Source organism: Sphingomonas phoenicis (assembly GCF_047238005.1).
In the GTDB taxonomy this organism is placed as follows: Bacteria; Pseudomonadota; Alphaproteobacteria; order Sphingomonadales; family Sphingomonadaceae; genus Sphingomonas.
On record NZ_JBDFMC010000002.1, the window covers coordinates 3,598,921 to 3,622,242 of the forward strand.

A 23,322-nucleotide genomic window follows, 5' to 3' on the forward strand; every position below is an offset into this window, starting at 1 on the left:
CTGGTAGGGCTTTGGGGAGCACGTCATCGGGGATCGCGGCCGAGAAGCTGGAGGAGGGGTCGCGCATCCCGTCGCGAACTATCGCCAGCATCGAGATGGACTGGGCGAAGGGCCGCGATCTGCCTAGTCCGCGCGACATTCTCGTGATGGACGAGGCCGGCATGGTCGGCACGCGGCAGATGGCGCGGGTGCTGGCAGCGGTCGAGCAGGGCGGCGCACGGATTGTGCTGGTCGGCGATGCCGAACAGTTGCAGGCGATCGAGGCGGGCGCGGCGTTCCGCACGCTGACCGAGCGCCACGGCGCGGTCGAGATCAGCGCGGTGCGCCGCCAGCGCGAGAACTGGCAGCGGCAGGCGACGCGCTGGCTGGCCACCGGTCGCTCCGCGCAGGCGATCGATGCCTATGCGGCGCAGGGGATGGTCCACGCCGCCGCTACCCGCGACGAGGCCCGCACGGCGTTGATCGCGGGATGGAACCGCGAGCGCATCGCCGCGCACGACAAGACCCGCATCATCCTCACCCACACCAATGCCGAGGTCCGCGACCTGAACGAGGCGGCGCGCGCGGTGCTGCGCGCGGGCGGGGCGCTGGGCGACGACGTGACCGTGAAGGCGGCACGCGGCGAACGCGCGTTCGCGACCGGCGACCGGATCATGTTCCTGCGTAACGAGCGCGGGCTGGGCACAAAGAACGGCACGCTCGGGCAGGTGGATAGCCTGTCACCCGACCGGATGGCGGTGCGGCTGGACGACGGGCGCAGCGTCGCGTTCGACGTGAAGCATTATGCCGATGTCGATCACGGCTATGCGGCGACGATCCACAAGGCGCAGGGCATGACCGTGGACGGCGCGCATGTGCTGGCGACACCCGGCCTCGACCGTCACGCTGCCTATGTCGCGCTGTCGCGGCACCGCGACGGGGTGCAGCTTCACTACGGCCGCGACGACTTCGCCGATATGGGCAGGCTGGTCCGCACGCTGTCGCGCGAGCGCGCCAAGGATATGGCGTCGGATCATCTGCCCACCAGTGAATTCGACGCTGACCGCGCGTTCGCGGAGCGGCGCGAGATCTGGTTGCTCGAGCGGTTCGCGCGGAAGGTGGTCGAGAGGGCGCGCAGTATCTTCGCGGGGGTGCGGTGGCCGGACGGGGCGGAGCGTGCGCAAGATGCCGTGCCGACGCGGGATGCGGGCCGGTTACAGACCGAACGGGTACGCGAGCCGGAGCGCGGGCGGGACGAACGGCTGGCGGTCGAGCGGTTCGCGCGCGCCTGGTCCGCGATCGAGCGGACGCAGGCGCAGGGCTGTGAGGCGCTCCCCCGCCAGCGTCAGGCACTGACGCGGGCGGGCGGGGCGCTGGACGCGATCCGCGCCGAAGGTTCGACCGATCTGGCCAGCGCCTTCGGTCGCGACCCCGAACTTGTCCGCAAGGCCGCCGATGGCGGCGGCAACGAAGCGGTCCGCGCGATGCGGCACGAGGCGGAGGCGCGCGCCGACCCGTTCCTGCGCGCGGAGCGCTTCATCGAGGGCTGGCAGGACTTGCAGCGCGACCGCGACCAGCTCGTGCGCGACGGCGACCTCAGGGCCGCGCGCAAGGCGGACGCGAAGATGACCGACATGGCGCGCGGCCTCGACCGCGACCGGGTGATGGCCGCGATCCTGCTGGGCGGCGGGCATGACGACCGGATCGACGTGGACGTGGTGCGCAGCGCGGCGCGCGCGGACGCCCATACCCCCGATCATGCCGCCGGGCGCGATGCCGGCGACCGGGAGCACGGATTCGATCGATGAGCGAAGGAGACGACCGATGGACGAACATGCGATGATACCGAACGACGACCCTGCCGTGCGGGCGTTCCGCGCCATGAACCACGAGGCCGATGCACGCCATGCCGAGGTGATGGCCCGGCTGGCGGAAACCCCCGACTACGCCCCCAGCTTTGCGCTGACCAACAGGAAGCTGGATTGGCTGGTCACGGCCTGCACCGACGGCCGGACGGTAGACGACCTTTTGGCGCAGGTGGAAGATGTCACCACCCGTCTCCGCGAACCGGATCACGAGGCGCAGCGCGAGGCCATCACCGCCCTGAATGCCAGCCGAAAAGCGTTCGATCAGGCCCGCGAGGCACAGGAGTGGTCCAACCGCGTCGACCGGTCGATTGCCGAGCAGGAGAAGCAATGCCAGCGATGGGGCATCGGCGGCCTGATCGCGGGGCCGTTGGGCATGACGATGCTGGCCTACATCGTCGTCCACATCATGCCGGCAAGCTGGCTGCTGGCGGAACGGTTCGCTGCCCGCACCCTCGGGCTGGGCATGGCCGATGCCGGCATCCGCCTGCTGGTCGCGGGCAATCCGGCAATGTCGGATGCGATTGGAGAGGCGTGCACATCGTCAGCGACAATAGGGAGGCGTTGGACGCCTGCCGAATTAGGGCGACAAGGGAGCGAAGGATGGTGAGGTGTACGATCGAGTTGGCAGTACGATGAGGTGATCGAAAGGATGCGTTTCGCGGACCGATAGCCGTTACACGCCGTTCACCGGCCGATCATCCGTTCCCGGTATCGATGGCCTAATCGAGATCGGAAACGGCTTGTTGCAACTCACACGGAAGAAAAATGAGAACCGAGCGGCTTGATCGTGAGTGAATGCCCGTCACGATGAGGCGGTTCGAACACCGGATAGGATTGCATTGGTCGCGGCGCAAAGATCACCAGCGAACGCTGTGCCCGGTTCGATCCTGAACACTGATGCGCGACTTCCACCCGCCGCATCCCGGCGCACCGCGATCGTCCGTGGGCCAGAGGCAAGTCCACCTCGTTAATACCAGATTATCCAGTTACGTCCGGTCTGATAGGCACGGAGAAAGCGTCGCTGCGGAACAGGCCCGTCGACGACGTCGATGCTGTTAAAAGGACCGACGGCATCAGACATCGGGATTGCAGCGTTGAAAAATCCGGCGAGCTCACGCGTGACATCGGAGGGAAGTTGCTTGAGCGAACGCGCGATCGTCGTGCCATCACCGAGTTCGCAAGGCTGAAACACAGGCGTTTCGGGTTGGTTGCGCTCCTTCCAGACTTCGGGAGGCAAATATGTTGTCTGGAGCATGGCTCCGAACAGGATCGCCGCTATCATATTGATCTCCTTGGCTCCGCCACATCAATCAGCGGTTCTTCGCCACCGCGCAATCAAGCGGTTGAGCACTCGCCCAAGGATGAAGGCTGCTAGAGCGATAACCGCTAGGCCGCTCAGCAAGGGAAGCAGCCTTGGCCCACAGGGAGCGCTATTGCCTTCGCAGCCCATTGTGCCGCCGACGATTTCAACGAACATCCAAACGAGTCCGATCGGGACCGCGATCACGGTGGCTACGATGCCGCCCCAGTTCGTTAGCGATCGGTCAATATAGGCCATGAGATCATATGCTGACCTACCAACGCTTTTTAGGCAAGGCCCGCTTTAGCTGATCCGGCTTCCCGGTTGGGAACATGCGGCGGGAAAATGCGGTCACGATGCGCTGCGGTCGAGGCACGTTTTTCGAAACGTGTTCCCAGATATGCTTTCCTGAAACTAACTGTCGGGGACGAAAAACTGGGAGTGACCGGGTAAGGCTGCAACCTGATTACTAGGACGGTGAAAGGTCGCTGGGCGAACGGCTGGCGTGGCTGGCAGTCGCCGGTGTGACAGACCAAGACATCAATGGTTTGAAGAGATCGCGGAGCTAACGATCGAAGCGCCGCATCCGTGCTGGGACTACCGACGGTCGCGACTAGTCCCGTTATATCCCGAATCATATCATCGTGACCCACGCAAAATGTGGGACCGTCCACGGTGCGATTTTAGATGATATCCCACCTTATCAGCCAAATACAACGCGATAGCGCGCTTGACTGGTGACCCCTACGAGAATCGAACTCGTGTTTTCGCCGTGAGAGGGCGACGTCCTAACCGCTAGACGAAGGGGCCGTGTAGCGAGAGGCGGGCGTCTATCCGGGGTGGCCGGTGGCGTCAAGCTGGCGCGCGCCGGTTCCTCCAAAAAGATCGCCCGCCCGGCCGCGGGTAATCGTCAGGCCGCGGCCAGGCGCCGCTCCGCCATCTCGGTGTTGAGCATTTCCGCCAGCAGGAACGCCAGTTCCAGGCTCTGGCTGGCATTCAGGCGCGGATCGCAGTGGGTGTGGTACCGGTCCGCAAGCGACTGTTCGGTCACGTCGATCGCACCGCCGGTGCATTCGGTCACGTTCTGCCCGGTCATCTCGGCATGGATGCCGCCGGCGTGCGTCCCCTCGGCGCGGTGGACCGCGAAGAAGCCGCGCACCTCGGCCAGGATCCGCTCGAAGGGCCGCGTCTTGTAGCCGGTGGTCGCCTTCACGGTGTTGCCGTGCATCGGGTCGCAGCTCCACACCACGGGATGCCCCTCGCGCGTCACCGCACGAACCAGCCGGGGCAGGTGCGCCTCGATCTTGTCGTGGCCGTAGCGGGTGATCAGCGTCATCCGCCCGGGAACGCGACCGGGGTTGAGCGTGTCGAGCAGGCGTAGCAGCACGTCCGGCTCCAGCGAGGGGCCGCACTTCACCCCGATCGGATTGCCGATGCCGCGCAGGAACTCGACATGCGCCGAACCCTCGAACCGGGTGCGGTCGCCGATCCACAGGAAATGCGCCGACGTGTCGTACCAGTCGCCGGTCAGCGAATCCTGACGGGTCATCGCCTGCTCGAACGGGAGCAGCAGCGCCTCGTGGCTGGTGTAGAAATCGGTCTGCGCCAGCTGGGGCACGGTTTCGGGATCGATCCCGCACGCGGCCATGAACTCCAGCGCCTCGCCGATCCGGTCGGCGGTCTCGCTGTATTTCTTGGCCCAGGGGCTGCGGCCCATGAAGTCGTGCGTCCAGCGATGGACCTGATGGAGGTTGGCATAGCCGCCCTGCGCGAAGGCACGCAGCAGGTTCAGCGTCGCCGCCCCTTGCGAATAGGCGCGGATCAGCCGCTGCGGATCGGGCTGCCGCGCCTCGGGCGTGAAGGCGATGTCGTTGACGTTGTCGCCGCGGTACGACGGCAGCTCGACGCCGTCGATCGTCTCGGTCGGGGTCGAGCGCGGCTTGGCGAACTGGCCGGCCATGCGGCCCAGCTTCACCACCGGCAGCTTCGACGCCCAGGTGAGGACGACGGCCATCTGCAGGATGACGCGGAACGTGTCGCGGATGTTGTTCGCGCTGTGCTCGGCGAAGCTTTCGGCGCAGTCGCCGCCCTGGAGCAGGAAGCCGCGGCCCGCCGCGACCTCGGCCAGCTGCGTGGTCAGGTTGCGCGCCTCGCCGGCGAAGACCAGCGGCGGATAGGTCGACAGCGTGTCGGTCGCACCCTTCAGCGCGGCGGCATCGGGATAGTCGGGCATCTGGCGCGCCTCGGCGGCGGTCCAGCTGTCGGGGGCCCAGTTGGCGGCCATGGTTCTCAAGCTCCTGCGGATCGTGCCCGCCCATGCGCCATCGCGAGCGCGCGCGCAAACCCTTCTGCACCGATCCGGTTGCGTCGCCGCTGTCAACAACGCTCGCGATCAATAGCCGATGGCAAGATCCACGACATTTTGCATCGGCCGGCCGGCCTGCCACGCGACCAGATTGTCGAGGAACAGCGCGGCGGCGCGCTGGAACATCGTCGTCTGGCTGCGGCCGGACAGGTGCATCGACAGGATCGCGTTCGGCGCCGACCACAGGGGATGGTCGGCCGGCAGCGGCTCCGGATCGGTCGGGTCGAGGAACGCGCCGGCCAGCCTGCCGTCGCCCAGCGCGGCGACCAGCGCGTCCTGATCGATCATGTCGCCCCGCGCGATGTTGATCAGCCAGGCGGAGCGCTTCATCGCCGCCAGCTCGGCCGCACCGAACATCGCCCTCGTCTCGCCGGTCGAGGGGGCGGCGAGCACCAGCCAGTCGTAATCGCCCAGCCGCGCGCGCCACGCATCGGCGCGCAGCGTGCCGTCGCGCCCGGAGCGGGTAACCCCGTCGACCGCGACGCCCAGTCCCGTCAGCCGCTCGCCGATCGCGCGCCCGATCGTGCCATAGCCGACGACCAGCGCGCGGGTGCCGGCCAGTTCGACCTTGCCGGGCGCATCCCACGGCCATTCGCGGGCATCGGCCAGCCGGACGACCTTGTCGAACCGCTTGGCCGCGACCAGCATGCCCATGACCGCATATTCGGCGACGGCGACCGCGTTGATGCCGCTGCCGTTGGTCACCGTCACGCCGCCGTCGCGCAGCCGGCCGAGCGGGAAGGCGTCCAGCCCGGCGTACAGCGTCGATACCCAGCGCAGTCGCGGACCGGCGGCGCGGATCGTCTCGGCGACCAGGCTGGTCGGCTGCATGTCGACCCAGGCGATCGTCGCATCGGCGATCGCCGCCTTCGCCTCGTCCGGGCTGGTGAACCAGCGCGGCTCGATCCCGGCGGGCAGATGCGGTTCGATCAGGCCGCGCGCGATCGCCGGCATGACCGCGACGATACGGCCCGCGTCGCTCACCGGCCGATCGCCGTGTAGGCGAAGCCCGCGGCCTCGACCCCGGCGCGGTGATAGACGTTGCGCAGGTCGACCATCACCGGCGTGGCCATCACGCCCTTCAGCCGGTTCAGGTCGAGCGCGCGGAACGCGTCCCACTCGGTCACGATCACCACCGCGTCCGCGCCGCGCGCGGCCTCGTACGGATCGGTGCAATAGGTCAGGTCGGGCATCATCCGGCGCGCCTGTTCCATCCCCTCGGGGTCGTGCGCGCGCACGGTGACGCCGGCATCGGCGAGCGCGGTCGCGATCGCCACGCTGGGCGCGTCGCGCATGTCGTCGGTGTTGGGCTTGAAGGTCAGGCCGAGCAGCGCGACCGTCTTGCCGCGCGGCTCGTCGCCGCCGCTGGTGCCGCCCAGCGCGTGGAGGACCTTCCTGCCCATCGCGCGCTTGCGGCTGTCGTTCACCTTCACCACCGCCTCGACGATGTGGACCGGGCTCTCGAAATCCTCGGCGGTCTTCAGGAGCGCCAGCGTGTCCTTGGGGAAGCACGATCCGCCATAGCCGGGGCCGGCATGCAGGAACTTGCGCCCGATCCGGTTGTCGAGGCCGATGCCGCGGCTGACGTCCTTCACGTCGGCGCCCACCGCCTCGCACAGGTCGGCGATCTCGTTGATGAAGGTGATCTTGGTCGCCAGGAACGCGTTGGCGGCGTACTTGATCAGTTCCGACGTGCGCCGCCCGGTGAACAGGATCGGGTTCTCGTTCAGGTAGAGCGGCCGGTACACCTCCTGCATCACCGCGCGCGCGCGCGGATCGTCGGTGCCGATCACGACGCGGTCGGGGCGCTTGAAGTCGCTGATCGCGGCGCCCTCGCGCAGGAACTCCGGGTTGGAGACCACCGCCACGTCCATGTCGGGCCGCGCCTCGCGGATGATCCGCTCGACCTCGTCGCCGGTACCGACCGGCACGGTCGACTTGGTGACGACCACGGTCGGCCCGGTGATCGCCGCGGCGATCTCCTGCGTCGCGCCATAGACATAGGACAGGTCGGCATGGCCGTCGCCGCGCCTGGCGGGGGTGCCGACGCCGATGAAGATCGCCTCCGCCCCCGCCACCGCGCTCGCCAGGTCGGTGGTGAAGGCCAGCCGCCCGGCCGCGACATTGGCCGCGACCAGCTGGTCCAGCCCGGGCTCGTAGATCGGCATCCGCCCCGCCTGCAGCGCGGCGATCTTGCCCTCGTCCTTGTCGACGCAGACCACCTGATGGCCAAAATCGGCGAAGCAGGCGCCCGACACCAGGCCGACATAGCCAGAGCCGATCATCACGATGCGCATGGTCGAGTGTTCCGTATCTTGGACTGCGGCCTGCGCCGCGGGATGGATGGCGCTGTAAGAGGCGAGAGCGCAGCCGGCAATGCACCGGCGGCGGCATGGGAGCGGGCAGGGGCGCGACAGCGCGGGATCGGTGCGGCTATAGGCGGTGCCCATGTCGCCTGCCCGTCGCCACGCCGCCATCCTTGCCGTCCTCCTGTTCCAGACGGCGGCCGCCGCGCCCCCGCCATCCTCGGACGACCGGGCGGTCGCGCGGGCGGACGCGATGCTGGCGCGGATCGGATACCGGCTGGCGACCGCCAACGTGGCGCTGTGCGACCGCCGTGCCCCGACGCCCGGCTGGCTGGTGCAGGCGGTGGACCAGTATGTCACGCAGCCGTTGCCCGCCGGCACGACCGTCGACGGCTTCCCCACCCCCGTCGCGATCGGCGCGGTGGTGCCCGGCGGGCCGGCGGCGGCGGCAGGCGTGCGGGAAGGCGACGGGCTGGCGGCGATCGCCGACAGCGCCGTACCGTCACCGCCGGCCGGTCCGCCCTCCACCCGCACGCGCGATGCGGCGCTGGCGCTGGTCGACCGCCAGCCCGCCGACCGGCCCCTGGTCGTTACCCTGCGCCGCGCCGATGCCGATCGGCCGGTGACGATCGCCGCCAGCCCCGGCTGCCGCGCGACGTTCGAGGTGGTGCCGGGAAAGGCGATGATCGCCAATTCGGACGGGCAGGTCGTCCGTATCGGCGTGCGCTTCTTCGACCGTTACGACGAGGCGGCGGTGGCTGCGGTGGTCGCGCACGAACTGGCGCATATCGTCCTGCACCACCGTGAGCGGCTGGCGACGGCGGGGGTCAGCTGGGGCATGTTCTCCGAACTGGGGCGCAGCGGCCGCCTGTTCCGGCGGACCGAGGACGAGGCGGACCTGCTGGGCGTCGCGCTGCTCCGTAACGGCGGCTGGGACCCGGCCGCGGCGTCGCGGTTCTGGCGGGAGCATGGCGGCGATGTCGACGGCGGGCTGTTCCGCAGCCGCACCCACGCCTCGTCGAAGGCGCGGGCGGCGGCGATCGATGCCGCCATCGCATCGGCGCCGGCGGACCGCGCCCTGCCCTGGCGCCCCCCGGTCCTCGCCACGCGCGACCGGCCGCTCAGCTGATCCGCCAGTCCCAGCCCAGCGGGTCGCCGTCCATCACCTCGACCCCCGCAGCGGCCAGTTCGTCGCGGATCGCGTCCGACCGGGCGAAGTCCTTCGCCGCCCGCGCCTCGCGCCGTTCCGTCAGCCGCGCCGCGACCGCCGCCTCGTCGATCGTCGCGGAGGCCGGACGTACCCGCAGATCGGCGCGGCCCAGCGTCGCCAGCCCCAGCCCCAGCACCGCGTCGATGTCGGCCAGCGCCGCCAGCCGGTCGGCGGGGGACACGCGCTTGTCGGCGATCAGCTCGTCCACCACCGGCAGTGCGCGCGCGGTGTTCAGGTCGTCGGACACCGCCTCGTCCAGCCGTTCGACATAGCCGGCGGCGCTGCCCGTCGACGGCACCGGCGGCCGCGCCCGCAGCAGCTCGACCGCCTGGACCAGCCGCTTCAGCCGCGTCTGCGCCGCCGCCAGCCCTTCCCACGAGAATTCCATCTCCGACCGGTAATGCGCCTGCAGGCACATCAGGCGATAGGCGAGGGGGTGGTAACCGCGATCGACCAGCGTCTGCAGGCGCGTGAACGCGCCCGACGATTTCGACATCTTGGCATCGCGCTCGACCACGAAATTGTTGTGCAGCCAGTAATTCGCGCCGGTGTCGGCGGTGCCGCTCATCGCCTGGTTTTGCGCGATCTCGTTGGGATGGTGGATCTCGCGGTGGTCGATGCCGCCGGTGTGGATGTCGAACCGCTCGCCCAGATAGGCGCGGCTCATCACCGAGCATTCCAGGTGCCAGCCCGGCGCGCCGCGGCCCCAGGGCGAATCCCACTCCATCTGCCGGTTCTCGCCGGGCGCCGAGGTGCGCCAGATCGCGAAGTCGGCGGCGTGGCGCTTGCCCGTCACCGCATCGATCCGCCCCTCTCCGTCCTCGGCGGCATGGCCCGCCAGCCGGCCGTAATCGGGCACCGTCGACACGTCGAAATACAGCCCGTCGGGCAAGCGGTAGCAGTGGCGCGCCTCGATCGCGGTGCCCCACTCGATCATCGCCGCGACGTGATCGGTGGCGAGCGGGAAGCGCGACGGCGCCCGGATGTTCAGGTCGCGCAGGTCCTGCCTGAACGCGTCGGTATAGTGCCGCGCGATCGCCCAGATGTCCTGCCCGGTCGCCCGCGCCCGTGCCTCCATCTTGTCGTCGCCGGCATCGGCGTCGGACGTCAGGTGGCCGACATCGGTGATGTTGATGATGTGGGTCAGCGGCCCCCATCCCATCGCCGCCGCCTTCCACGTCAGCACCCGCGACAGCGTGTCGGTGAACACATAGGCGCGCAGATTGCCGATATGGGCATAGTGGTAGACGGTCGGCCCGCACGAATAGACGCGCGGACGGGCGGGATCGATCGGCTGGAAGATCTCCATCGACCGCGACAGGCTGTTGAAGAGGCGGAGCGTCGTCATGCCCGCGGCCTTACGGGCGCCCGCCCGCGTCGCCAAGAGGGGGAGCCCCGGCCGGACGGTGGGTCCGGCCGGGGCAGCGCGGCGACAGGGGGGGCGCCGCGCGTGTCGTAGGCCGTCGCGCGCTCTAGCGGGCGAGGCCGATCAGGGCGGTGGCGGTGTAGCCGGCAGTGGGGCTGCCGGTCAGCGTCGGCGTCTGCTGCGCCAGCTGCGCGGCGCTGTTGTCGCCGAAGATGCCGTCGCTGGACAGCGATACGCGGGCGAAGCGCGACGCGCTGCCGGGATAGGTCGTGGCATCGGCGAACACCGCGCTGCAAGCCGCTGCCGGCATCGCCAGCTGCGAGGTGAGCGAGGCATAGCGGCCCCCCAGCGCGTTGGACAGGCTGGAGAAGACCTCGAAATGCATGTGCGGCCAGCGCCCGTCGTAACAGGCCGGGAAGATGGTGGTGAAGGTGACCTGGCCGTTGGCGTCGGTCACCTGCACGCCGCGCAGATAGCTCTCCGCCGCCGCACTGCCGTACAACGAATAGTTGCCCGACCGGTCGCAGTGCCACAGGTACACGGCATAGCCGCCGAGCGGCGCGCAGGAGGCGTTCACGTTCACCACCGTCAGCGTCATCGTCACCTGAACGCCGCCGGCCACCGCGGTCGACGAGACGAAGCTGGGCCGGATGTCGCTGCGCACGACGCCGTTGACGGTCAGCACGTTCGACGTGGTGCCGGACGAGGTGTTGGTGCCGTCGGCCGGATAGGGGCCGGCCGTCTCCGTCGGATCGATGACGCAGGCGGTGGTCGCCGTGGGTGTCGGTGTCGCGGTGGCCGTCGGGGTGGGGGTCGCTGTGGCGGTCGGCGTCGGGGTCGCGCCCGTCACCACGTCGACGGAGGACGAGGCGTCGCCGCTGCCACCGCCACCGCATCCGGCGACCAGCGCCGCGGTACCCGCGCCGGCGAACCATTTGAGGGCGCGGCGCCGGGCGACCAGCGCCTCGATCCGCGGCAGATCCTCGGCCAGGCTATGCCCGTGATGCGGTTCCGGATGATGATGGTCGGTCATGGCGGCGGTCCCCGTGAATGTCGGGGAAGCATCTGGCCGGGCCGGCTTGCCGCGATATGTCGGGCGGCGGTTTTATTGTTGCGATGTGTTGCAGCGGACGCGGATGGCCGGCGCGCCGCGCCTAGTTATAGTCCTTGATGCCGCGCAGGCGGCGCCGGCGCTCGGCCCGCTTCTTCGACATGATCGCGGCGGTCACGCCGCCGACCAGCACGATCGCGGCGATCAATCCATAAGCGATGAGCAGTCGGGTTTCCAACGCGTCTTCCTGCACGTACAACGATTTCCGCCCTGTAGGCGGCACGCCTTTCCATGACAATCCGGTATGACGAAGCCGTCATCCGCCCCATCATCCGCCGCGGTCACGCCAGTGGCAGCGTCACCCTGGCCCGTGCCCCGGTCGGGCCGTTCTCCAGCACCGCCTCGCCGCCGTGCCGGTTGGCGATCGAGCGGACGATCGCCAGCCCCAGCCCGGTGCCGCCGGTCGCCCGGTTGCGCGAGGGATCGCCGCGCACGAACGGTTCGAACAGCCGCTCGACCGTCGCGGGATCGATGCCGGGGCCGCGATCGTCCACCGTCACCTCCACCTCACGGTCGACGATCCGCCAGCCGATCGTCGCATGATCGCCGTAGCGGATGGCGTTCTCGGCCAGATTGGCGAACAGGCGGCGCAGCGACCCCGGATCGCCGCGCACGACGGCGCGCGGGCCGGGCGACAGGGTGGCGGCGCCCCGTTCGCGCATGTCCTCGACCAGGCTGTCGAGCAGGCTGCCGAGGTCGATCCGCGCCGACAGGTCGGCGCTCTCGTCGCGGGCGAACGACAAGGCGGCGGCGATCATCGCGCGCATCTCGGCGATGTCGGCGGCGGCACGCTCGCGCGAGGCATCGGGCAGCTGCTCGACCCGGAACGACAGGCGCGACAGCGGCGTGCCCAGGTCGTGCGCGATGGCGGCCAGCATCGTCGTCCGCCCCTCGGCATGCGCGGCCAGCCGCGCGTGCATCGCGGCCACCGCGCGCGACAGGTCGCGCACCTCGCTCGATCCGCCCGCCGGCAAGGGCGGCAGCGCCGCGCCCGCGCGCGCCTCACGCGCCGCCCGCGCCACGGCACGGACCGGGCGCGAGATGGCGCGCGCGATGAACCAGGCGGGCAGGGCGAGCGCCAGGATCGCCACCAGCATCGCGGTGAGCGTCTTCAGGTGCCACGGCGCCAGCAACGGCCGCGGCGTCTCGACGATGCGCCACGCGCCGTCCCGCCGCCAGCCGAGCATGAAATCGCGGCCGAACGCGGTGCCGTCCGGCCCCGGCCGCATCGTCAGCGCGACCACATCGGCCATCGGCACCCCCAGCGACCGGGCGAGGACCTGCCGGGCGACCGGATCGGGCCGGAACCGGTCGTCCGCCGCGGGCGGCGCATCGGCGGTCCGGAACGCGAGCGTCCGCCCGCCGTCTGCATCGGGAGAGCCGCTGCGCAGGGTGCGGACCACCGCGCTCGCGCCGGTGCGCGCGTCCCGGGGCGGTGGCCCACTGAAGGTGACGGCGAACACCACGGTCGTGCCCAGCACGACGGAGGCGATGACCAGCGCGAAGATCGGCCAGGCGATCGACCGCGCGCGGTGCCCGCCGGCACCGGGATCAGCGGGTCTCGACATCGGCCGCGAACATATAGCCTTCGTTGCGGATCGTGCGGATCAGCTCGTCCCCGGTCCGCCCGCCGTCGCCGGACAACTTGCGGCGCAGGCGGCTGACCTGCACGTCGATCGCCCGGTCGAAATGCTCCGCCTGCGCCCCGCGGGAATGGTCCAGCAGGAAATCGCGGGTCAGCACGCGGCGCGGATGGTCGACGAAGGTCATCAGCAGCCGGAACTCGCCATCGGACAGGTTGATCACCACCTCGTCCGGATCGATCAGCTGGCGACCCTGCGGATCCAGTCGCCAGCCGGCGAACCGCTGATAGGTGCGGGGCGATGGCCCGCCGCTGCCCGGCACGGCGAGTCGCGGCTCCGGTCGCTCGCCGCGTCGGCGCAGCACCGACCTGACCCGCGCCAGCAATTCGCGCGGGTTGGCGGGCTTGGCGACGTAATCGTCGGCACCCATCTCCAGCCCGACGATCCGGTCGACCTCCTCGCCGATCACCGACAGGATGATGACGGCGGGCGCGGTGGCGCGATCCAGCGAGCGCAGGATCGTCAGCCCGTCCTCGCCCGGCATCATCACGTCGAGCACGATCAGGTCGTATGCATGCCGGGCCAGCGCCGCCCGCATCGCCGCGCCGCCCTCTGCCACGTCGACGATATAGCCGTGCGCGGAGAGGAACTGCGCGGTCAGCTCGCGGATGCCGGGATCGTCGTCGACGATCAGGAGTCGGGTTTCCAGGTCCATGGTCGCGGCGTGCTGTAGCATGACGGCGGGCGTGCGACTGCCGCGTATCGGTTGGATTGCAGGGCTGCAACATTCGCCGATTGACGCGATATGTGGCGGCGCAGCCACACTGCGGCGCGAGCCTGCGGAACCTGCGGGTCGCTGCCGGGGTTGCTTAAATACGGGCACGCTGGTAGGCGGGCCTATCTCACGGCGCGGATCGCTTCGCGCCGCTATCGTTATTGACCGGAGTTGATTGGGTTTTATGCAGATCATCGTTCGCGACAACAATGTCGACCAGGCCCTGCGCGCGCTCAAGAAGAAGCTGCAGCGCGAGGGTGTGTATCGCGAGATGAAGCTGCGCCGTCACTACGAGAAGCCGTCGGAGAAGCGCGCGCGTGAGCGTGCCGCCGCCGTCCGCCGCGCCCGCAAGCTGGAGCGCAAGCGCGCCGAGCGCGACGGCGCACGGTAAGATACTGACGGGCGAGCATTCCGATGCCCGCCCGATCCCGGCGGCGAACATGTCGCACGCCTTACCTTAGCCTTACCTTCCGGTGGCGGCGACCGGGCCGGCACCCCGAACTCCAGGTGCTCCAGCCCATGTCGACCGTCACCGCCGTGCCGCTACAGCCGGTCAAGCGCCGCTACCTCGTCTATCTGTGGATCGGCCTGGCGCTGGCGGTCATTGCCGCCGTGGCGCTCGCCCGGCAGGGCGACGACTTCATGACCCGCAATTCCCGCGCTAGGGGTGTCGTCACCACCGCGTCCGGCCTCCAGTACAAGGTGCTGGAAAAGGGCGCGACGACGGGCGCGAAGCCGACCGATGCCGACGTCGCGCTGGTCAATTACGAGGGCAAGCTCCTCAACGGCACCACCTTCGACAAGTCGCAGCAGCCGACGCCGATGCCGGTCGCCGGCGTCGTTCCCGGCTTCTCCGAAGCGCTGAAGCTGATGCACAAGGGCGCCAAGTACCGCGTCTGGATCAAGCCGTCGCTGGGGTACGGCGACAAGGCGACCGGCCCGATCCCGGCCAATTCCACGCTGGTGTTCGACGTCGATCTGATCGACTTCCTGCCAGAGGAGCAGGTCCGGCAGATGCAGATGCAGCAGCAGATGATGATGGGCGGCGCTCCCGGCGGCATGCCCGGCGGCCCCCCGGCGCCCGGTGGCCCCCCGGGTTCCGGCGGCCGCTGAAGCCCCAGACCTTGTCAGTATCGACGGCGCTCCTTCCCGAACCGGAAGGGGCGCCGTTTGCTTATGGCGTGACCTGGATCATCCGTTGGCCGGCGTCTGCAACAGCCAGTGGCGGTCACCCTCCAGCACCAGCGCGGTCAGCACGCCGGTCAGGTAGGCACCGGTGTCGATCGGGAACCGCACGCCGGTGGGCGCCGCCACCTCGACGATGGTGTGGCCGTGGACGATCACCTTCTCCAGCGGCTTGCGGTGCGACAGGAACGGCTCGCGGATCCAGCGCAGGTCGCGCGACCGCTGTTCCTCCAGCGGCGTGTCCGGATGGATGCCGGCATGGACGAAGGCGTAGTCGCCCTTCACGACCATGTCCTCCAGCGACTCCAGGAACTGGCGGTGCGACTCCGGCACCATCGCCTGCATGCGGACGAGCAGCGCGTCGTAATCCGACTGGTCGTACTCTTCGGTCGACATGCCGTAGCTCAACACCGTCTCGCGCCCGCCGACGCGGGTGAACAGTCGCAGCGGCCGGTCCTCGCCGGCCAGCGCCGCAACGAACAGCTCCTCGTGGTTGCCGATCAGGAAGCGACTGCCCGGCCGGCGCTCCCGCACCTCGATCAGCCGGTCCAGCACCTGTGCCGACGCGGGTCCGCGATCGACGAAGTCGCCCAGGAACACGATCGTCGTCTCCGCCGCCGGCCGCGCCGCGTCGTCCGCGTCGATCAACGCCAGCAGCGCGTCCAGCTCGTCGATGCAGCCATGGACGTCGCCCACCGCATAGATGCGCTCGCCAGGCGGCACCGACGGCCCCGCGGCTTTCGATTTGGCGAAGATCTTCTTGAGCATCGTCGAACAGTCCAGGAAATTACCGGGCGATCAGGCGCGCCCGTCGATGGGCAGCGCCCGGTAGCGCAGGAATGCATCGATCAGAGAGGCGATCCGCCCGCTCGCATCGCCGCGTCCGTAAGGCAGATGGGGTGTGGCCATCGCATCACGTCGTTCCCGCGATTCGAGCAGGTCGGCGGCGGCCGCCACGATGGCGTCCTCCCCGGTGCCGACCAGTCTCGCGGTGCCCGCCATGATGCCCTCGGGCCGCTCCGTGGTGTCGCGCATGACGAGCACGGGTTTGCCAAAGAACGGTGCTTCCTCCTGCAGGCCACCCGAGTCCGTCAGCACGATATCGCATCGGGAAAGGGCAGTGACGGCATTCGGATAATCCAGCGGCCCGGTCAAGGCGATGTTGGCATGCCCGCCCAACCGACGATGCAGCACGGCGCCCACCTGCGGATTGGGGTGGACGGGCAGCACGATCGCGGCGTCCCCACGATCCGCGATCCGGCTGAGCGCCCGTGCGATTCCTTCCAGCGCCGCCACGCTCTCGCGCCGGTGGACGGTCGTGAAGACGATCCGCCGGTCGCCTAGCCCGTCCAGCATCCGGCGAAGCGGTGCCGTGCCGGCCGGATCGCGGTCCAGCGCCTGCGTCGTCAGCCGCAGCGCGTCGATCACCGTGTTGCCGGTGAGGTGGACGGCACCGCTCACCCGTTCACCGCGCAGCGCCTCCGCCGCGATCGGGGTCGGGGCAAAGTGCAGCGTCGTGAGTGCGGCGATCATGCGGCGGTTGCCCTCTTCCGGGCAGGGATCGTGCAACGACCCGGAGCGCAGTCCCGCCTCGACATGGGCGACCGGTAGGCGGCGATAGAGCGCGACCAGCGCGGCCGCCATCGCCGAGACGGTGTCACCCTGCACCACGATCAGGTCGGGGCGCGCGGTGTCGATCGCCGGGCCCAGTGCCTCGATCAGCCGGGCGGTGAGTTGATCCAGCGTCTGGTCGGGCAGCATCAGGTCCAGGTCGACATCTGCACGAATGGCGGCCATCGCCAGCACCTGATCGACCATCTCGCGGTGCTGCCCGGTGACGCAGGTCACTACCTCGATGCCAGGGCGGGCTGTCAGCGCGTGGATCACCGGGAACAGTTTGATCGCCTCGGGCCGGGTGCCGATGACGACGAAGACGCGGCTCAACCGCGATCGTCCCGGCTGTTGCGGCGGCGATCGTCGTCAGTTCCGAGCCCCCTCAATTGCATAACCGATGCCCTCCAGATAAGCGCCTCGACAGACGATGTCGGAAGGTGGCTTAATAATGATCAAGCGGGTGCGTAAGGCGGTGTTTCCCGTAGCCGGACTGGGTACCCGGTTCCTGCCTGCGACCAAGTCGATGCCCAAGGAGATGCTGACCGTCGTCGACAAGCCGCTGATCCAGTATGCCGTGGAAGAGGCGCTGGAGGCGGGCATCGACCAGATCATATTCGTCACCGGCCGCGGCAAGGGTGCGCTGGAGGATCACTTCGATATCTCCTACGAACTCGAGGCGACGATGAAGGCGCGGGGCAAGTCGATGCACCTGATCGAGGGCATCCGGCAGCAGCCCGGCAGCCCCGTCTATGTCCGCCAGCAGGAGCCGCTGGGCCTTGGCCATGCGGTCTGGTGCGCGCGCGAGATCGTCGGCGACGAACCCTTCGCGGTGCTGCTGCCGGACGAGCTGATGGTCGGCGGATTCCTGAAGCAGATGGTTCAGGCCTATGAGCGCGTCGGCGGCAATGTCATCGGCGCGCTGGAGGTGCCCGACAGCGAGACCGACAAGTACGGCATCATCTCGCCGGGCAAGCAGGACGGCCGCCTGACCGAGGTGGTCGCACTGGTCGAGAAGCCGAAGGGCAAGGCGCCGTCGAACCTGATGATCCCCGGCCGCTACATCCTGCAGCCGGAGGTGATGCAGATCCTCGACGCGCAGGAGCCGGGGGCGGGGGGCGAGATCCAGCTGACCGATGCGATGGCCAAGTTGATCGGGCGCCAGGCGTTCCACGGCTTCACCTTCGACGGGCAACGATACGACTGCGGCGACAAGGCCGGCTATATCCAGGCGAATCTGGCGCTGGCGCTGGCCCGCGAGGATATCGGCCCCGCGATCCGCGATTTTGCGCGGACGCTGCTGGGGTGAACGGCGTCCTCGTCACCGGCGTTGCCGGCTTCATCGGCTTCCACGTCGCGTCGCGCCTGGCCGCGCGCGGCGAGCGGGTGATCGGGATCGACGACCTCAACGACTATTATGATCCGGCACTGAAGCGGGCTCGGCTCGCCGCCCTGGCCGAGCGGCACGGTGACAGGGTGCGTTTCACCCAAGTCGACTTCGCCGATCAGGCCGGCCTGCAGGCCGCCGTGGCGGGTTCGTCGTTCGACCGCATCGTCCATCTGGGTGCGCAGGCGGGTGTCCGTTACTCGATCGAGCGACCGGACGTCTATGGCCGGTCGAACCTGATCGGGCACCTGAACCTGCTCGAACTGGCGCGCGCGCGGCAGGTCGCGCATCTCGTCTACGCCTCGTCTTCTTCCGTGTACGGCGCCAACCGGAACATGCCGTTCCGTGTCGGCGATCCGGTGGAACAGCCCATCTCGCTCTACGCCGCGACCAAGCGGGCCAACGAGCTGATGAGCGAGAGCTATGCTCATCTGTTCCGACTGCCGCAGACCGGCTTGCGGTTCTTCACCGTCTATGGACCATGGGGACGGCCGGACATGGCGGTGTGGCTGTTCACCCAGGCGATCATGGCGGGTCGACCGATCCGGGTCTTCAACGATGGGCGGATGGAGCGGGACTTCACCTATATCGACGACATCGTCGATGGCGTGCTGTCGTCGCTCGACCGGCCGCCGGCCGACGACGGAACGGCAAAGCCGGGCGGCAGCACCTCACCGCATGCCCTGTACAATCTGGGGCACAACCGGCCGGAACCGTTGGGCAAGTTGATCGACCTGATTGAGGAAGCCTGCGGTCGGCCAGCAATCCGCGACAACCAGCCGATGCAACCGGGCGACGTGCCCGCCACCTTCGCCGATGTCGGCGATGCGGAGCGGGAGCTGGGTTACCGTCCTGGTACGTCGCTGGAGATCGGTATCCCCTCGTTCGTCGAATGGTACCGGGGCTACGCCGCCACCTGATCGCCGCAGCAGGGACAACCGGGATCCGCCGGCAGCATGAGGCTGCGGAAGCGCCACGACAGCAGGTCGATCAGGAGCAGCCGCCCTGCCGGATCATCCCCGAACGGCACGATCGCCCGGATCGCCTCCAGCGCGGCCATCGCGCCGATCATACCGGTGACCGGGCCCAGCACGCCCTGGTCGGCGCAACTGGCCTCGACGCGCCCGGGATCGTTCCCGACCAGGCAGCGATAGCAGGGCAGATCCGCCTCCCACCCCCGAAAAACCGCGAGCTGCCCCTCGAACTGCCCGATCGCGGCCGAGACAAGGGGGATACGAAGCGCATGCGCGGCGTCGGCAGTCAGCAGGCGTGTCGCAAAATTGTCGGTGCCGTCGATGACGACGCTGGAGCCGGCGAGCAGCGTTTCCGCATTCGCCCGATCGATCCGTTCGATGCGCACATCGGTGGCGATCAACGGATTCAGGCGGGCGATCGCGACAGCGGCCGCAGCCGCCTTCGGCAGGCCGGTATCGGCAGAGTCGTAGATGGTCTGGCGATGGAGATTCGACAGGTCGACTGCGTCGTCGTCGATGATTCGCAGGTTCCCGATTCCGGCACCGGCTAGATATTGAAGGGCGGGTGATCCGATGCCCCCGGCGCCTACGACGGTGACCGTCGCCTGACGCAATCGCAGCTGACCCACGCCACCGATCTCATGAAGGACGATATGGCGGGCGTACCGGTCAAGCTCTGAATCGGAGAATGTCTGCATGCGCGCCATGTAATATAATACAAATGCGACGCACAAAAAAATAGCGGCCCCGAAAGGCCGCTATTTCCTTTAGCTTCGAAAAGCCGAGATTAGTTGCTGTCGGCGTCGTCGTCGCTGTCGGCAACGATCACCACACCGGCGACCACGGCAGCAGCCGCGATCAGGGCGACGATCAGACCGCCACCGGCGAGCTCGTTCTTCTTAGCCGAAACCGAACCCGCACGAGCCGACTTCGAAACCGACAGGCTGGCTGCCGGGTTGGCCGGAGCGGCCATTGCAGGCGCAACCGTCATCGTGGCGACGGCGGCGGCCATGAGATACTTCCCAAGACGCATAATGAACTCCCTTCATGGTCGTCACCGCAGTCCCTTGCACACCGGAGCCTGCAAGACAAGACGGTAACCCTGCATAGTGAAGACGCGTTCTACACCGATGCAGTACAGCCACACTTACCGGCAGCCGCGACGTCTGCCTAGCAGCAAAGGATGAAGGTTACGCCAATATAATGGTCGTTCTATCGCGAAAAACGAGCCGCAAACGATGCAGCTACCAGCGATAGCCGACGGTCAGGCTGTACCAGCCGGCGCGCGGGAGCTGCGCGGACCCCGGACCGCCGCGGGTCAGCGACAGCAGATAGCCGACGGTGAACTGCTCGACCGTCGGACAGCCGATCGCCTGCGGCACGATCTGGCGGACCATGCCGGCGGTACCGACCAGGATCGCCACCGGCGCGTCCAGAGACCGACCGTCCGGCGTGCGGCATCGACCCGCATCCACCTCTGCCTTGACGAACATGGATGCATCCGCGGCGATCGCGGCACGGGGCAGGGGAAATACCGGCAGATCGGACCAGCCGGCGACCGGTGGCGCGGCGAGGAGCTGCGCAACGGACAGGAGGGCCCAAGTGCTCAACGGCCAGTCGATCCGAACCCGCCCTCGCCACGGTCGGTTGCATCGAGGGTGACGACCTCCGCCCACTCGGCGCGCTGAACGGGCGCCGGGACGAGTTGTGCGATGCGCTCACCCCGGACGACGTCGAACGGCTCGCGTCCCAGATTGGCGAGGATGATCTTCACCTCGCCGCGATAGTCGTGGTCGATCGTACCGGGCGTGTTCAGGCAGGTGATGCCGTGCTTCAGTGCCAGACCGGAGCGGGGGCGCACTTGCACCTCGTACCCGGCGGGGATCGCGATGGCGAAGCCGGTGGCGACGGCAGCGCGTTCACCGGGGTGCAGGGTCACGTTCTCCGCCGCGACAACGTCCATCCCGGCGGCACCGGCGGTCGCGTAGCGCGGAAGTGGAAGGCCGTCGCCATGGGCAAGGCGGCAGAGGGCGATACGTATCGTCGTCATGCCGCCCCTGTTAGCGCATCTGCGATGCGCCGCGCGAGCCCCCGGGCGACATCCTCCTTGCTCTGTCGCGGCCAGTCGACCACGCCGTCAGCCGTCACGATGTGGATGGCGTTGGCGTCACCGCCCATCACGTCGCCCGACACATCGTTGGCGACGATCCAGTCGCATCCCTTGCGCGTCAGCTTGGCACGCGCGTGGTCGACGACGTGCTCCGTTTCCGCCGCGAAGCCGACGACCAGCGATGGTCGGCGATCCAATCTGGAAAGATCGGCGAGAATGTCGGGGTTCTCGATCAGGGCGAAATCTGGGGTTCGCCCGTCCTTCTTCACCTTCTGCGAGGCGGCCGCGACCCGCCAGTCGGCAACGGCGGCGACCATCACCGCCGCGTCCGCCGGCAGCGCCGCCTCGACCGCAGTCGCCATCTGCAATGCGGTTTCGACATCCACCCGGTCGACCCCGTCGGGGGTCGGCAGCGACACCGGCCCGGCGATCAGCGTGACACGGGCGCCGAGAGAGGCGAGGGCGCCGGCGAGGGCAAAGCCTTGCCGCCCCGACGATCGGTTGGCCAGATAGCGGACCGGATCGATCGGTTCGTGCGTCGGCCCCGCGGTGACGAGGACGTGGCACCCGGTCAGGACCTTACCGACCAGCGGTGTCAGTGCAAGGTCGATCGCATCAGCGATGGCGTGCGGCTCTGGCAGGCGGCCGGGACCATACTCCCCGCAAGCCATCGCGCCTTCATCGGGGTCGAGGACGGTTACGCCATCGGCGCGAAGGCGGGCGACGTTGCGGCGTGTCGCCGCGTGCTGCCACATGCGGACGTTCATCGCCGGCGCGGCGAGCACCGGCTTGTCGGTGGCAAGCAGCAGCGTGGTCGCGAGGTCGTCGGCAACGCCCGTCGCCATGCGGGCCATCAGGTCGGCAGTGGCGGGGGCGACCACGACCAGATCCGCCTGACGGCTGAGCTGGATATGACCCATCTCCGCCTCGTCCTTCAGATCCCACAAGGTGGTGAAGACCTGATCCTCGCTGAGTGCCGCCAGCGTCATGGGGGTGACGAAACGACTGCCTCCTTCGGTCAGGATGCAACGCACGCCATAGCCGCGCTTGCGAAGAAGGCGGATCAGCTCGCACGCCTTGTAGGCTGCGATACCTCCGCCGACGATCAGAAGGATGCGCTTCATCGTACCACCCTTGTCACGGTGATGCGCCGCGTGTCGAGCACGGCGGCGATCAGGTCGCGGACCGCGTCGACCGCGGGTAGCAGGCCGAGGAACAGCAGAGGGACGATCAGCAGGGCGACGGCGACCTGTGTTGCCGGCAAGACGGCGAGCAGCACCAGACAGGCGAGGATCGTCGCGAAGGCACGTGTCGCCGCAGGATGGCGCCACATCGCCCAGCCGCCGACCGGGAGCAGAACCAGGGCTGTCGCCAATCCGGCGGGCAGCAGGCTGGCCCCGGTCGCGGCCTTCAGGGCCGCGATCGCGCCGAGCGGCCCGGCCGGCGTCCAGCCACTCGTCGCATCGAACAACCCCGTGGCATTCGTCGCGGCATGGGCGTGGAGCCCGATCACGACGGCCGCGAGCATCATCGCGCCCAGCCAGCCCGCTGCTTCGCGACGTGCACGTTCGCGCCAGGCAAGCACGGCCATCAGGACGAGATAGAGAATCGCTGCTTCATGGATGATGGCGGCTGCCAGAGCGACCGCGACGCTGTCGATCCAGCGGCCCGGCCGTCGCAAGGCGAGCGACAGCGCGATGAAGAGGCCGCTCCACAGCGGCGGCAGGACGAGCGCGCCCGACCACGTTGCGGCGACCGTTCCCGCGATCGCGATCGCCATACATGCCCGGTGCGGCGGACGGGAGGGTGACAGGCGGGCCGACCAGATTGCCGCGGCCCCGGCGGCGATCGCCATCATGAAGGCGGGCAGGGCCACGGAAAGGATCGCCACAACAGTCGCGGTGATGGGCGGCGGAAACGCGGTGAAGGGCCGCAGCGCCATGTCGCTGCCGCGCAGGGCCGCGGCCGTGGCGGTGTAATAATCCTCTCCGCCACGCCGCATCCGGTCCGCGATCGCGCCGTGAAAGGCGATCTGGCGGGACAGGTGGGGCTCGGGATCCGGCGCCGGCAGCAGCGCTGCGAACAGGCAGACGATCGCCGCCGCCGCCATGACGATCAGCGCACGCCTGCGTCCCAGCGCCGCCAGTCGCGTCGGACCGGGCAGGAAGAGAGGCGGGTACGGGCGCCGCATC

23 protein-coding genes, 1 tRNA gene and 1 pseudogene are annotated in these 23,322 nt (G+C 68.8%); 7 read left to right on the forward strand and 18 right to left on the reverse strand.

The annotated features are described in order from the left end of the window. Window positions 1-14: 14 nt before the first annotated feature. Together ABC319_RS17960 and ABC319_RS17965 are read left to right on the forward strand one after the other, a co-directional pair. Window positions 15-1,787, forward strand: a pseudogene (locus ABC319_RS17960) (AAA family ATPase); the annotation flags it as partial. Window positions 1,788-1,803: 16 nt separating this feature from the next. Further along, window positions 1,804-2,454, forward strand: coding sequence for a hypothetical protein (locus tag ABC319_RS17965; RefSeq protein ID WP_413071527.1), 651 nt, complete (start codon window positions 1,804-1,806; stop codon window positions 2,452-2,454). 360 nt (window positions 2,455-2,814) lie between these two features. Here the strand turns inward: ABC319_RS17965 and ABC319_RS17970 are convergent, their stop codons facing one another. From ABC319_RS17970 to ABC319_RS17990, 5 genes are all read right to left on the reverse strand, one after another. Then, a complete protein-coding gene (locus tag ABC319_RS17970; RefSeq protein ID WP_413071528.1) occupies window positions 2,815-3,129 on the reverse strand; it encodes a hypothetical protein in 315 nt (104 codons plus the stop codon). A gap of 753 nt (window positions 3,130-3,882) precedes the next feature. Further along, window positions 3,883-3,957, reverse strand: a tRNA-Glu gene (locus tag ABC319_RS17975). A gap of 100 nt (window positions 3,958-4,057) precedes the next feature. Beyond that, window positions 4,058-5,431: a class II 3-deoxy-7-phosphoheptulonate synthase gene (locus ABC319_RS17980; RefSeq protein WP_413071529.1), complete on the reverse strand. Its 1,374-nt coding sequence runs from the start codon at window positions 5,429-5,431 to the stop codon at window positions 4,058-4,060. A 108-nt stretch (window positions 5,432-5,539) separates the two neighbouring features. Further along, the gene (locus ABC319_RS17985; protein ID WP_413071755.1) at window positions 5,540-6,478 is read right to left on the reverse strand and encodes a D-2-hydroxyacid dehydrogenase; all 939 of its coding nucleotides are present in this window, start codon (window positions 6,476-6,478) and stop codon (window positions 5,540-5,542) included. Between the two features lie 14 nt (window positions 6,479-6,492). Further along, on the reverse strand, window positions 6,493-7,809 hold the full coding sequence (locus ABC319_RS17990) for a UDP-glucose dehydrogenase family protein (RefSeq protein ID WP_413071530.1): 1,317 nt from the start codon (window positions 7,807-7,809) through the stop codon (window positions 6,493-6,495). A gap of 151 nt (window positions 7,810-7,960) precedes the next feature. Between ABC319_RS17990 and ABC319_RS17995 the strand changes: the two genes are divergently transcribed. Next, a complete protein-coding gene (locus ABC319_RS17995; RefSeq protein ID WP_413071531.1) occupies window positions 7,961-8,947 on the forward strand; it encodes a peptidase M48 family protein in 987 nt (328 codons plus the stop codon). Here the strand turns inward: ABC319_RS17995 and cysS are convergent. From cysS to ABC319_RS18020, 5 genes are all read right to left on the reverse strand, one after another. Then, window positions 8,940-10,376, reverse strand: a complete 1,437-nt coding sequence (cysS, locus tag ABC319_RS18000; protein WP_413071532.1) for a cysteine--tRNA ligase — start codon at window positions 10,374-10,376, stop codon at window positions 8,940-8,942. The two genes, ABC319_RS17995 and cysS, sit on opposite strands and share 8 nt — an antisense overlap. Before the next feature lie 124 nt (window positions 10,377-10,500). After that, window positions 10,501-11,427 carry an intradiol ring-cleavage dioxygenase gene (locus ABC319_RS18005; protein WP_413071533.1) on the reverse strand — a complete coding sequence of 309 codons (927 nt, stop codon included), beginning with the start codon at window positions 11,425-11,427 and terminating at the stop codon, window positions 10,501-10,503. Window positions 11,428-11,548: 121 nt separating this feature from the next. Beyond that, window positions 11,549-11,683 carry a hypothetical protein gene (locus ABC319_RS18010; RefSeq protein WP_413071534.1) on the reverse strand — a complete coding sequence of 45 codons (135 nt, stop codon included), beginning with the start codon at window positions 11,681-11,683 and terminating at the stop codon, window positions 11,549-11,551. A gap of 103 nt (window positions 11,684-11,786) precedes the next feature. After that, window positions 11,787-13,073, reverse strand: coding sequence for a sensor histidine kinase (locus ABC319_RS18015; RefSeq protein ID WP_413071535.1), 1,287 nt, complete (start codon window positions 13,071-13,073; stop codon window positions 11,787-11,789). Then, window positions 13,057-13,803, reverse strand: coding sequence for a response regulator (locus ABC319_RS18020; protein ID WP_413071536.1), 747 nt, complete (start codon window positions 13,801-13,803; stop codon window positions 13,057-13,059). Before ABC319_RS18020 ends, ABC319_RS18015 begins: the two co-directional genes overlap by 17 nt. Window positions 13,804-14,047: 244 nt before the next feature. On the opposite strand from ABC319_RS18020, the gene rpsU reads away from it, so the two are divergent. Both rpsU and ABC319_RS18030 read left to right on the forward strand, forming a co-directional pair. After that, window positions 14,048-14,254 (forward strand): 30S ribosomal protein S21, encoded by a 207-nt coding sequence (rpsU, locus tag ABC319_RS18025; RefSeq protein ID WP_007404630.1) that lies wholly within the window; start codon window positions 14,048-14,050, stop codon window positions 14,252-14,254. A gap of 128 nt (window positions 14,255-14,382) precedes the next feature. Then, on the forward strand, window positions 14,383-14,976 hold the full coding sequence (locus tag ABC319_RS18030; protein WP_413071537.1) for an FKBP-type peptidyl-prolyl cis-trans isomerase: 594 nt from the start codon (window positions 14,383-14,385) through the stop codon (window positions 14,974-14,976). A gap of 78 nt (window positions 14,977-15,054) precedes the next feature. Here the strand turns inward: ABC319_RS18030 and ABC319_RS18035 are convergent, their stop codons facing one another. Beyond that, window positions 15,055-15,816 carry a metallophosphoesterase family protein gene (locus ABC319_RS18035; protein WP_413071538.1) on the reverse strand — a complete coding sequence of 254 codons (762 nt, stop codon included), beginning with the start codon at window positions 15,814-15,816 and terminating at the stop codon, window positions 15,055-15,057. A gap of 30 nt (window positions 15,817-15,846) precedes the next feature. Further along, entirely contained in the window at window positions 15,847-16,992 is a 1,146-nt protein-coding gene (gene wecB, locus ABC319_RS18040; protein ID WP_413071539.1) for a non-hydrolyzing UDP-N-acetylglucosamine 2-epimerase, read from the reverse strand. Window positions 16,993-17,110: 118 nt separating this feature from the next. Between wecB and galU the strand changes: the two genes are divergently transcribed. Together galU and ABC319_RS18050 are read left to right on the forward strand one after the other, a co-directional pair. Further along, a complete protein-coding gene (gene galU, locus ABC319_RS18045; protein WP_413071540.1) occupies window positions 17,111-17,968 on the forward strand; it encodes a UTP--glucose-1-phosphate uridylyltransferase GalU in 858 nt (285 codons plus the stop codon). Beyond that, a complete protein-coding gene (locus tag ABC319_RS18050; protein ID WP_413071541.1) occupies window positions 17,965-18,966 on the forward strand; it encodes an NAD-dependent epimerase/dehydratase family protein in 1,002 nt (333 codons plus the stop codon). The genes galU and ABC319_RS18050 overlap by 4 nt, the downstream gene beginning before the upstream one ends. Here ABC319_RS18050 and ABC319_RS18055 read toward each other — a convergent pair. The 6 genes from ABC319_RS18055 to ABC319_RS18080 all read right to left on the reverse strand — a co-directional run bounded on the left by ABC319_RS18055 (window position 18,951) and on the right by ABC319_RS18080 (window position 23,321). Next, complete coding sequence (locus ABC319_RS18055) at window positions 18,951-19,718, reverse strand: HesA/MoeB/ThiF family protein (RefSeq protein WP_413071542.1); 768 nt, start codon at window positions 19,716-19,718, stop codon at window positions 18,951-18,953. The genes ABC319_RS18050 and ABC319_RS18055 overlap by 16 nt on opposite strands. Before the next feature lie 89 nt (window positions 19,719-19,807). After that, window positions 19,808-20,032: a hypothetical protein gene (locus tag ABC319_RS18060; RefSeq protein ID WP_413071543.1), complete on the reverse strand. Its 225-nt coding sequence runs from the start codon at window positions 20,030-20,032 to the stop codon at window positions 19,808-19,810. 232 nt (window positions 20,033-20,264) lie between these two features. Then, window positions 20,265-20,630 (reverse strand): hypothetical protein, encoded by a 366-nt coding sequence (locus ABC319_RS18065; RefSeq protein WP_413071544.1) that lies wholly within the window; start codon window positions 20,628-20,630, stop codon window positions 20,265-20,267. After that, complete coding sequence (gene dut, locus ABC319_RS18070; RefSeq protein ID WP_413071545.1) at window positions 20,627-21,070, reverse strand: dUTP diphosphatase; 444 nt, start codon at window positions 21,068-21,070, stop codon at window positions 20,627-20,629. The genes ABC319_RS18065 and dut overlap by 4 nt, the downstream gene beginning before the upstream one ends. Continuing rightward, window positions 21,067-22,254, reverse strand: a complete 1,188-nt coding sequence (gene coaBC, locus ABC319_RS18075) for a bifunctional phosphopantothenoylcysteine decarboxylase/phosphopantothenate--cysteine ligase CoaBC (protein WP_413071546.1) — start codon at window positions 22,252-22,254, stop codon at window positions 21,067-21,069. Before coaBC ends, dut begins: the two co-directional genes overlap by 4 nt. Beyond that, window positions 22,251-23,321, reverse strand: coding sequence for a hypothetical protein (locus tag ABC319_RS18080; protein WP_413071547.1), 1,071 nt, complete (start codon window positions 23,319-23,321; stop codon window positions 22,251-22,253). Before ABC319_RS18080 ends, coaBC begins: the two co-directional genes overlap by 4 nt. Window position 23,322 lies beyond the last annotated feature (1 nt).